Annotated in this window: 9 protein-coding genes; 7 read left to right on the top strand and 2 right to left on the bottom strand. The window is 59.2% G+C overall.

Annotation, left to right across the window (positions count from 1 at the left end):
• Nucleotides 1-72 precede the first annotated feature (72 nt).
• The gene (locus A3840_RS11470) at nt 73-1,395 is read left to right on the top strand and encodes an MmgE/PrpD family protein (protein WP_067456563.1); all 1,323 of its coding nucleotides are present in this window, start codon (nt 73-75) and stop codon (nt 1,393-1,395) included.
• A gap of 21 nt (nt 1,396-1,416) precedes the next feature.
• On the opposite strand, the gene A3840_RS11475 is transcribed toward A3840_RS11470, so the two are convergent.
• Complete coding sequence (locus A3840_RS11475; RefSeq protein ID WP_067456566.1) at nt 1,417-2,319, bottom strand: LysR family transcriptional regulator; 903 nt, start codon at nt 2,317-2,319, stop codon at nt 1,417-1,419.
• Between the two features lie 150 nt (nt 2,320-2,469).
• Between A3840_RS11475 and A3840_RS11480 the strand changes: the two genes are divergently transcribed.
• Genes A3840_RS11480 through A3840_RS11505 form a run of 6 tightly spaced genes read left to right on the top strand, consistent with a single transcriptional unit; the run spans nt 2,470 to nt 9,826 of the window.
• Nucleotides 2,470-3,441 (top strand): ABC transporter permease, encoded by a 972-nt coding sequence (locus tag A3840_RS11480; RefSeq protein ID WP_067456569.1) that lies wholly within the window; start codon nt 2,470-2,472, stop codon nt 3,439-3,441.
• The gene (locus tag A3840_RS11485; protein ID WP_067456572.1) at nt 3,438-4,337 is read left to right on the top strand and encodes an ABC transporter permease; all 900 of its coding nucleotides are present in this window, start codon (nt 3,438-3,440) and stop codon (nt 4,335-4,337) included. Before A3840_RS11480 ends, A3840_RS11485 begins: the two co-directional genes overlap by 4 nt.
• Complete coding sequence (locus A3840_RS11490; RefSeq protein ID WP_067456575.1) at nt 4,334-5,335, top strand: ABC transporter ATP-binding protein; 1,002 nt, start codon at nt 4,334-4,336, stop codon at nt 5,333-5,335. Before A3840_RS11485 ends, A3840_RS11490 begins: the two co-directional genes overlap by 4 nt.
• The gene (locus A3840_RS11495) at nt 5,332-6,375 is read left to right on the top strand and encodes an ABC transporter ATP-binding protein (RefSeq protein WP_067456578.1); all 1,044 of its coding nucleotides are present in this window, start codon (nt 5,332-5,334) and stop codon (nt 6,373-6,375) included. Before A3840_RS11490 ends, A3840_RS11495 begins: the two co-directional genes overlap by 4 nt.
• Nucleotides 6,372-7,955: an ABC transporter substrate-binding protein gene (locus A3840_RS11500; RefSeq protein WP_067456581.1), complete on the top strand. Its 1,584-nt coding sequence runs from the start codon at nt 6,372-6,374 to the stop codon at nt 7,953-7,955. Before A3840_RS11495 ends, A3840_RS11500 begins: the two co-directional genes overlap by 4 nt.
• Nucleotides 7,952-9,826 (top strand): CocE/NonD family hydrolase, encoded by a 1,875-nt coding sequence (locus A3840_RS11505; RefSeq protein WP_067456584.1) that lies wholly within the window; start codon nt 7,952-7,954, stop codon nt 9,824-9,826. The genes A3840_RS11500 and A3840_RS11505 overlap by 4 nt, the downstream gene beginning before the upstream one ends.
• 216 nt (nt 9,827-10,042) lie before the next feature.
• Here the strand turns inward: A3840_RS11505 and A3840_RS11510 are convergent, their stop codons facing one another.
• The gene (locus tag A3840_RS11510; RefSeq protein WP_067456587.1) at nt 10,043-10,675 is read right to left on the bottom strand and encodes a tyrosine-type recombinase/integrase; all 633 of its coding nucleotides are present in this window, start codon (nt 10,673-10,675) and stop codon (nt 10,043-10,045) included.
• Nucleotides 10,676-10,902: the final 227 nt, after the last annotated feature.

The raw sequence follows: 10,902 nt of genomic DNA on the forward strand, positions 1-10,902 counted from the left end.
GCTACCCGCTACACGCATAAGATTGAATCCGTCCTCGCTAGGATGACTATGGGTCCGAAATCGAGGCCAACCATGTCATCTGTCATCCAAACCATTGCCCAGCAGATCGAAGGGCGCAAGAGCTTTAGTCCAACCGCTATCCAGCGCGCGCAAGAGGCCATTGCCGACACTTACGCCGTCATGGTGGCAGGCAAAGCGGAAGCGGCCACGCAGGCTGTCAGGGCTGCCTTTTCTGCTGATATCTCAACGTACTATTCGGCATCGACCCGTGCGATGGTGGATGCGACCGCAGCCCATAGTCTTGATTTCGACGACAATTTTCATCCCGCCCGCGCCCATGCCTCAGCCGTGCTTGTGCCGGCACTACTGGCGGCATCTCGTCTGGTAGGTGCCACAAGTGGGAGCCAACTGGTTTCTGCCTATCTGGCTGGCCTCGAAGCGCAGGCGGCGGTCGGCTTTGGCGTCGTGCCCTCTCACTACAATCTTGGGTGGCACGGCACTTCGACGATCGGGTCCATCGGCGCTGCCGCCGGCGTTTCACACTTGCTGGGATTGTCGCTGGAAGAGATGGTCCATGCGATGAGTATAGCCACCAGTCTGGCTTGCGGTCCGAAGGGGCAATTTGGCACCATGGTCAAGCCGGTGCATGCTGGCTTTGCCGCCCGCAATGCCGTGGATTCTGCACTGCTGGCAAAGGCCGGCCTTCGCGGAAGAGCGGATATTCTGGAAGGTAAGCAGGGGTTTCTGGAGCTCACAGGAGGCCCTGAGGCCAGAGGTTGGGACGGTCTTACCTTTGGCCCAGAACACGTTATTGAAACGCGAGGGCTGGTGACCAAGCGCCACCCCTGTTGCGCATCGACGCATCGCGCCGTCGACGCATTGCTCGATCTGAAACAAGACCATCAGTTGAGCTTCAATGACATCGACCGGATTGTCGCCAAGGTCGGGGTCTCGGCCGCAAAAAACCTGGCCTATCCTGATCCGGAGGATGAGATGCAGGCGCGGTTTTCCATGCAATATTGTCTGGCGACCGCGTTCACGACCGGAAGACTGGCTCTGTCGGACTTTACGCCCGAGGTCGTCCGGCAGAGGAAATGTGCGCCGCTTATGGGGCGTATCGAGATGGTGTCATATACGCCCGAGGACGAGCGGGGTTGGGAACGCTTGCCACACATCGTTACGGTCATCACGCGAGACGGCCAGCATCTGGTCACCGAGCGACTGCACGCCAAGGGGGCCATTGAGGCGCCGATGGACGAAAATGACCGCTATCAGAAATTCATGGACTGCCTGGCCTGGGCAGGCATGGAGAAAGGGGGTAGCGACAGCAAATGGCAGGCAGTGTGTCAGTTGTCACACACTACAAATGTGGTGGACGTTCTGGGCATGGACTGATGGTGATTGAGCGCGATCGGCTCACGCACTTGATGCAAGCTGTTGCAGTTCGCCTGTGGCAAAATCTACAAACTGTCGCGCAACGTCCGAGATTTCCGGCTTTGCCGGATAGGCGAAGGCAAAATAATGCGGAACGTCAGGGAAAAAGGGGCGCTTTACCACGTCCAGGTCCAGACAATCCTGGATCAGCAGCGAATTGACGATGGCGATGCCGATACCTTCTGCCGCAAAACCGCATGCCGAGCTGACGGAATGGGCTTCCAGACGAATGTTCGGTCTTAGGCTATGGGCGGAAAATACCAGGTCGAGGTCATGCCGCGGCGCCCGCTTCCAGCCGAGCAGAACGAGAGGTTCATTTTTCAGGTCCTCTGGCCGGATGGCGTCGCGCTGGGCCAGAGGGTGGCTCGGCGCAATAGCGCAGACAGAGCGCGCCTGAATGACCGAGGCATTCGACAGATAATCCTCGGTCAGCGGCAATCGGAGAAAGCCGACCTCCGCCTGTTTGTCCTCGAGCATCTTGCGGATCACCTCATAGGTGCCGTGTAGGATTTCGAAGCGGGCATGTGGCTGGATCTTCAGAAACTTGGCGACGATCTGCGGAATAATGCGGCGTGAAATCCCGGGTGGAACGGCAATTCGCAAAAGGGATTGGGCATGGTGCCCCTCCCGCAATTCGGCGGCTGCATCGAGCAGGATATGCATGCGCTCGAGCACATCGGCGATATGCGGACTAACCAGCCCGCTGACACGCGACGGCACGAGGCGCGACCCTTCGCGGTAAAAGAGTTCAAGATCGAGTTCCTGTTCGAGCTGCGAGAGGCGCCGACTGACCGCTGATTGCGAAATGCCCAGCATGTTTGCGGCACCCTGGGTGGATCCCGTGCTGATAACGGCCTGGTAAGCCTCAAAATTCTTGATCTTCATTCGCCTGCCCTATGCGAAATTCGCATAAGTCATCCTGTTTTCTTCATAAGATTGCAAGTGTCTTCCCCGCGTGCATGATCTTTGCCAAGGGAAAGGGAAAAGTGAAACCATGACATTGAAAGCGTGTCTGTCGCCCCGCAGGCGCACGCGATGACGGCATTCGTAATCCGGCGCCTCCTGCAGGCCGTGCTCGTCCTTTTCGTGACCTCGATCATTGTTTTCGTCGGCGTATATGCCATCGGCGATCCGCTCGAAATTCTGCTGCCGCCCGATGCGACGATGGCTGAGCGCGCTCAGGTGACCCAGGCGTTGGGCCTCGATCAGCCGCTGCCCATCCAATACGGCCATTTCCTCTGGAACGCGCTGCAGGGCGATCTCGGCACCTCCTTCGTTTACAACCAGCCCTCGATCAGCGTCATTCTCGCCCGTCTGCCAGCGACGCTTGAGCTCGCTTTCTGCGCGCTCGTACTCGCCATCATTATCGGCCTGCCGCTCGGCCTGATCTCGGGGCTCAAAGCTGGTTCGGCGACCGATGAAACCATCATGACCGGCTCGATACTCGGTTTCAGCCTGCCCAATTTCTGGCAGGGCATGATGCTGATCATGATTTTTTCGGTGTACTTGGGCTGGTTGCCGTCCACCGGGCGCGGCCAGACCGGCACGATTTTCGGCATCGAAACCAGCCTTGCGACGTGGGATGGCATTCGCCACCTCATCCTGCCGGCGCTCAATCTGTCGCTGGCCAAGATCGCGCTGGTGATCCGGCTGACGCGCACGGGCGTGCAGGAAACCATGCCGCTCGACTTCGTCAAATTTGCCAAGGCGCGCGGATTGTCGTCGCGGCGCATCGTCTTCGTGCATGTGCTCAAGAATATCCTGATCCCGATCGTCACCGTCATCGGCGTCGAGTTCGGGTCGCTCATCGCCTTTGCGGTGGTGACCGAAACCATCTTCGCCTGGCCCGGCGTCGGCAAACTGATCATCGACAGCATCAACATTCTCGATCGGCCGATCGTGGTCGCCTACATCCTCGTGGTGGTCACGATGTTCATTCTCATCAATCTGTTCGTGGACATTCTCTATTCGCTCCTCGATCCCAGGATCAGGAGCAAGGCCCGATGAGCGCGCTCACCCAACGCCTTTTTGGAGAAGGGGTGGTTGCCCGCTCCGTCAACGGCATTTTTGGCAGCCCTAAAGCCGTGGTCGCTTTCATTGTCTGCATCACGCTGGTGCTCGCCGCCATCTTTGCGCCGCTGATCGCTCCGCAGGACCCTTATGATCTGTTGCAGATCGACATTTTCGATGCCCGTCTGCCGCCAATGTCGGAGGGCTATAATGGCATGCTTTATGTGCTGGGCACCGATACGCAGGGCCGCGACATGTTCTCGGCCATGCTCTATGGCCTGCGAACCAGCCTGATGGTGGGTCTTTCCGCCGGACTTCTGGCGCTGATTATAGGGGCCTCGCTCGGCCTTCTGGCGGCCTATGCTGGTGGCCGGCTCGATGCCTTCATCATGCGTATCGTCGACCTCATGCTGGGCTTTCCGACCATTCTCATCGCGCTGCTGGTTTTGGCGGTGCTGGGGCAGGGGACCGGCAAGGTGATCTTTGCGCTTGTGCTGGTGCAATGGGCCTATTTTGCCCGAGCCGCCCGCGGCGCGGCGCTGGTTGAGGTGAACAAGGACTATGTGGAGGCCGCGCGCTGCCTTGGCCTTAGTCGGCCGCGCATCCTGTTTGGTCAGTTGTTGCCCAATTGCATGCCACCGCTGATCGTCATCGGCACCATCCAGATCGCACAGGCCATCGCCACCGAAGCGACGCTGAGCTTTCTCGGCATCGGCCTGCCGATCACCCAGCCCTCGCTGGGGCTGCTGATCTCCAATGGCTATCAGGTGCTGCTTGCTGGTCTCTACTGGATCAGCGTCTATCCCGGCCTGCTGCTGCTCGCCCTGGTCTTTTCCATCAACATCGTCGGCGACCGCCTGCGCGAAGTACTCAATCCGAGGCTGGCGAAATGAGCAATCCCTCCGAGACATCCGAAATCGTGCTCGAAGTCACCGATCTCAAGACCCATTTTGCGACGCCGGCTGGCGAAGTGAAATCTGTCGATGGCGTCAGTTTTTCCGTGCGTCGTGGCGAAATCCTGGGGCTTGTGGGGGAGTCCGGCTCCGGCAAGTCGATCACCGGCTTTTCCATTATCGGCCTTGTCGATCCTCCGGGGCGCAATGTTGGTGGCTCCATCCTCTTCAAGGGAGAAGATCTGCTGGCGGCGTCCGAGAAACAGCTGCGCACGCTGCGTGGCAATCGCATTGCGATGATCTTCCAGGACCCGATGATGACGCTCAACCCGGTCCTTTCGGTCAAGACGCATATGGTCGAAACCGTGCTGGCTCATGAGAGCGTGTCGCGGGCCGAAGCCCTGCGCCGCTCCATCGAGGCGCTGCGCATGGTGGGCATCTCTCAGCCTGAAACCCGCATCGAGAGCTATCCGCATGAGTTTTCCGGCGGCATGCGCCAACGGGTAGCCATCGCTATTGCACTGTTGCACAAGCCCGATCTTATTATCGCCGATGAGCCGACTACCGCGCTTGATGTGACCATCCAGAGCCAGATCCTGTCCGAAGTGCAGGTGCTCTGCCGTGAGCTGGGCATGGGGCTGATCTGGATCAGCCACGATCTGGGTGTCGTCGCCGGCCTCGCCGACCGCATCGCGGTCATGTATGCGGGCCGTATTGTCGAGCAGGGCGATGTCGATCAAATCCTTGACCGCCCCAAGCACCCCTATACTGCGGGGCTGATCGGCTCCGCGCCTGCCGCCAACCGGCGGGGTGAGCGGTTGACTCAGATCAGAGGCTCCGCACCTCACCCCCTTCGTCGCCCCGAAGGCTGCGCGTTCCGTACCCGGTGTGACTTCTCCACCGATGCCTGCCTGCAGGAGCCAACCGAAACCATTGGCGCCGCAGACTATAGGTGGCGTTGCTTTAATCCCCTTGGGGCGACGGAGGCCACGTCATGAGCGAGATTTTTGCCGAAGCACGCAACGTCTCCAAGCGCTTTACCCATGAACCCGACTTTGCCGAGCGCATCGCGAGCAAGCTCGGGGCCGTCTCTACCCGCAAGGTCGTTCACGCGCTCGATGGTGTCGATCTCACTATCGAGAAGGGTGAAGTCGTCGGGCTGGTCGGAGAGTCCGGTTGTGGCAAGTCCACGCTCGGCCGCATCATTGCTGGCATGATCCCGGCCACGGAAGGCGACGTGCTTGTCAAAGGTGAAAAGCGCGACAGCCTGCGCGGCCAGGCCGCGCGGGAAGCGCGCCTTAAAACCCAGATCATCTTTCAGGACCCGATGTCCTCGCTTAACCCGCGCAAGCGTGTGCTCGACATTGTCGGAGAGGCTCCGGTCGCCCATGGGCTGATCAAGCGCGGCGAGAAGCGCAAGCTGGTCGAAGACCTGCTCGAAACCGTGGGCCTCGATCCTTCCATGACGGACCGCTACCCGCACCAGTTTTCCGGCGGACAGCGCCAGCGCCTCGGCATCGCCCGGGCGCTCGCGGTCAAGCCCGAATTCCTCGTCTGCGACGAGAGCATCGCGGCGCTGGATATTTCCATTCAGGCGCAGGTCATCAATCTCTTCATGGATCTGCGCAAGAGTTTCGATCTCACCTATCTGTTCATCAGTCACGATCTGGGCGTGGTCAATCACATCGCCGACCGTGTGGTGATCATGTATCTCGGCCGCGTGGTCGAGAGTGGGCGCGTCGAGGACATTTTCGAGCGCCCGAACCACCCTTACACCGCTGCGCTCCTCGCCGAAGTGCCCAGCATCGACAAGCGCCACCGGACCTTCACGACGATCAAGGGGGAAATACCCTCGCCGGTCAGTCCGCCGTCCGGATGCCATTTTCATCCGCGCTGCCCCCATGCCTTCGAGCGCTGCCGCATCGAGCGCCCGGCGCTTGTCGATCTCGGCGGGCGGCACCAGAGCGCCTGTCATCTCAATGAGCTGCCTGAGCGGCCAGATTTCAACATGTCCATACAAGGAGAGGGACGAGTATGACCTGGAGAGCTTCCATTGCCCGAGTGGCAATCACATCGGCATTGCTGGCCAGCCTGTCGCTGACCGCGCTGGCCGCCGATATCGTCATTGGCCGGTCCACCGAACCGTCGGCCATCGATCCGCAGTTTTCGCGGACTGGCAACAACCAGATGACTGCCGACAACATGTTCGAAACGCTGTTGTCGACCGATGCAAATCTGCAGATGCATCCGCATCTGGCCACCGAATGGACCAATATCGATCCGTTGACGTGGGAAATCTCGTTGCGCGAAGGCGTAACATTCCACGATGGCAGCCCGTTCACTGCAGATGACGTGCTGTTCTCGCTCGACCGCACCGACAAAGTTCCCAACAGCCCGGCGCCGTTTAGCGACGTGGTAAGCTCGGTCGACACAGTGGAAAAGATCGACGACTACACGATCCGCGTGACCACTAAACAGCCTAATCCTGCGCTGATGGAACAGATTGGTCGCGTCTTCATGCTGTCCAAGGCCGCGGCAGAAGGCGCCGAGCTTGCCGATTTCAATTCCGGTAAAGCGGCCATTGGCACCGGGCCGTACCAGTTCGTGGCGTGGAAGCCAGCAGAGTCGCTGACCCTCAAAGCCTATCCCGATTATTGGGGCGAGCAGCCAGATTTCGAGAATGTCGAATTCCGCTTCATCGCCAACAATGCGGCGCGCACTGCCGCCCTGCTGTCCGGCTCGGTGGACCTGATCGATCTGGTCGCGCCGTCCGACGTGCCAAGGCTGGAACAGGAAGCCAATATCAAGGTCTATCCGATTGAATCGGGCCGCCTTGTCTATCTCGCGCTCAACATGCGTGACGACACTGCGCCGGGTGTTGTCGACGCTTCAGGCCAGCCGATCAATCCCAACCCGTTCCGCGACGCCAATGTGCGCAAAGCTGTCTCGGCGATGATTGATCGCTCGCTGCTTGTGGACCGTATTTTGGGCGGCTCGGGCGTTCCCTCTGCCCAAGTGGTGCCATCTGCTCTAGGCGGTTATGTACCGGACCTGTTGCCGACCCCAGCCGACCCTGCCGAAGCCAAGCGCCTTCTCGCAGCGGCCGGTTTCCCGGATGGCTTCGGCATCACGCTCTATTCGTCCAATGACCGTTTCCCCGGCGATGGTGAAATTGCACAGGCCATGGGTCAGTTGCTGGCGCGCGGCGGTCTGCAGGTCAACGCCGTTCAGACCCAGCCCTACAACGTCTATGCCGCTGCGGCGACCAAGGGCGAATACGGTGCCTTTATCTTCTCGCTGGGGGCCTCCACGCCAAACTCTGAATCCAACCTGCGCTCCCTGCTGCAGACCTACGATCAGGAAGCGGGCACGGGCGGCTTCAATCGTATGCGCTATTCCAACCCTGAATTCGACGCGATGCTGCGCTCGGCGATGGAAGAGTTTGACTACGACACAAGGATGGAAAAGCTTCAGGAAGCGACGCGGATCGCCATGGACGATCAGGCCATCGTGCCGCTCTTCTTCCAGAAGATTTATTGGGCTTCGCGTGACGGCATCGACTTCACGCCCAACCTCGCTGAGCGCACTATTGCCCAGGATGTAAGACTGGAAAAATGACTATTCCTGCAAATGAACTCCCGTCAGCTACTTCGGTAGCTGACGACGTTGTCGTGCATCGTAACGTGATGATCGCCATGCGCGATGGTGTGCATCTGGCAACCGACATTTATCGGCCTGCCGTCAATGGTGTGCCGATTGAGACGCCGCTGCCGGTCATTTTCGAGCGCACGCCCTATGACAAGTCGGGCACGCCACGGACCGAGTTCACATTTGCCGATCCCCGGCCTTTGTCGAGGCCGGAATATGCGATCCGGCTCGTCCGCAAGGGCTATATCGTCATCTGGCAGGATTGTCGGGGGCGCTACGAAAGCGAAGGACATTTTACCAAATACCTGTCCGAAGGCGAAGACGGTTTCGACAGCATGGCCTGGATCGTGGGCCAGCCTTGGACCAATGGCAAAATCGGGACCCAGGGCATGTCCTATAATGCCCATACGCAAATGGCGCTGGCCTCGCTCAATGCTCCGGGCCTTGCCGCCATGGTTGTGGATTCCGGCGGTTTCGCTAACGCCTATACCTGCGGTATCCGTCAGGGTGGTGCCTTTGAGCTCAAGCAAGCCACATGGGCCTATCACCGCGCCCGCGAAGGCGCCGATGACAGGACCGCAGCGGCGGTCGGTGCCGAAAACCTCGCCGACTGGTTCGCCATGATGCCATGGAGCAAGGGGCGATCGCCGGTGCGCTGGAATCCCGAATATGAGGATTATCTGCTCGAACAGTGGCAGGCCGGCACCTTCGATGATTTCTGGAAAAAGGTCGGCATTTACGCAGAGGGCTACTACGACACCTTCCCAAAGGTGCCAATCACCTTCATGTCGAGCTGGTATGACGTTTATGTGCCAACCACGCTCGAGAATTTCACCGCTCTCAAGGGCGATCCTGACCGCCCGGTCACGCTGGTCATGGGACCGTGGACCCATGGCAACAGAACGCGAACCGTCTTCGGCGACGTGGACTTCGGCCCTGAAGCCGTATTCGACGGCCATGTCGATGCCGACTGGTTCACCTATCGTGAGAACTTCTTCGCGCGTCACCTCAAGGGTGAAACGACCGAGGACCGGGCAGGACAGGTGCATCTCTTCCTGATGGGCACCGGTAGTGGTCAGAAAACCGAAAGGGGCAATCTCGATCACGGAGGGCGCTGGATCACCAGCACCGACTGGCCTGTGCCGGAAGCGCAGCCGCTCAATCTCTATCTGCACGAAAACATGACGCTCGATCATTCAGCGCCAGAGCAAACTGACGCGTCGATCACTTACGATTTTGATCCGGCCAATCCAGTACCGACCATTGGTGGCGCGCTGACCTCGGGCGAGCCCATTTTCACTGGCGGCGGGTTCGACCAGCGCGAAGCAGAGGCATTTTATGGCTGCACACGGCCCGGAATGCCGCTCAGTGCGCGGCCGGATGTGCTTAGCTTCGAAACGGCGCCGCTTGCGGAGGATGTGGCTGTAATCGGACCGGTGGAAGTCGACTTGTGGGCATCAACCGACGCCCTTGATACCGATTTCACCGCCAAGCTCGTGGACGTCTATCCGCCTTCAGAAGACTATCCGCGCGGCTATGCGCTCAACATTTCCGACGGCATCTTCCGCGTCCGCTATCGGCACGGTTTCGACAAGCCTGAACTCGTTGGAGAAGGCGAAGTCTTCAAGATCACCATCAAGGCTTTCGCTACTGCCAATTTATTCAAGAAGGGCAATCGTATCCGGCTCGATATTTCCTCCTCCAATTTCCCTAAATTTGACGTAAATCCCAATACCGGCGAACCCGAAGGCAAGGGCCGTGGCCGGAAAGTCGCAAGGAATAGCGTGCATATGCGCCGCGACAGGCCGTCTGTTCTCAGATTGCACGCAATCAAATCTTAGGCTGAATGCCGTCTGCGGCACCAACTGACTTGAAGATTTTTTAGGGCGTCGGGTCGTTCTCGGCGTCCACTTTACTGCTTCTCGCTCTGCCCGGGCCTGCACCTGACAACCAGAGAGCGGACCGACCGCTCTTTAGAAACTGTGATAGCAGTCCGAAAGGCTGAAACGGGGCGCTTCGCCGGCGAAGCACAACCGGCTGCCGGCGAAGTCGCTTGCTCAGATTTCGGTTGCCTCTGACAACGACAAAGCGTCGTCGACATCCACGCCAAGGTAACGAACTGTCTTCTCGATCTTGCTATGGCCAAGAAGTATCTGGATGGCCCGAAGGTTGCCTGTGGCTTTGTAAATGAGCGACGCCTTTGTACGGCGCAGCGAATGGGTGCCATATTCCTCAGGCGTCAGCCCGATTGCAGTGACCCACTCGTCCACCAGCCTGGCGTATTGACGGGTGCTCAGATGACCATCGTGCACTACACGGCTTGGAAAGGCGTAGTCATCGACCGTCCCGCCGCGTCGCTCAAGCCAAGCAAGCAGGCTGGCCCTTGTGTCAGCGGTGATCTCGAATTGGACGGGTCTGCCTGTCTTCTGCTGGATTACCATCGACCGAGTTCGAATGGCAGGTCCCGCCACGAGCGTGCCGATCTTGATCTTCACCAGATCGCAGCCTCGAAGCTTGCTGTCGATAGCCAAGTCAAAAAGTGCTCGGTCCCGCATCCTTCCCTCTCGGTCAAGGAAGAAGCGAATTGACCAGATTTGTCTGACCTTCAATGCACGTTTGGCGCCAACCTGCCTACCGGCATTCCAAGCAGGTCTTCCTGCAGCAGCAGGGTCGTACTGTGAGATACCCATCACATTTCTCCTCTGGCCGAAGCGGCCATGAAGAGAACGAATATGGCAGGCTTATCAGCGGCAGATCCCGACCCCATTGCGGTCGCCCCTGTCGAAAGCGCTTGGTCTTGAAAGCAGTCGTAGAGAGCTGGCCACTAGAATGGGGTCGAATTCACGGGAGGGCGCGCCACATCGATGAAAGATGGCGCGCTAGGTCCTGTTGACAAAGTATGGCATCCATATCCTTG

This window comes from Devosia elaeis, assembly GCF_001650025.1.
Taxonomy (GTDB): domain Bacteria; phylum Pseudomonadota; class Alphaproteobacteria; order Rhizobiales; family Devosiaceae; genus Devosia; species Devosia elaeis.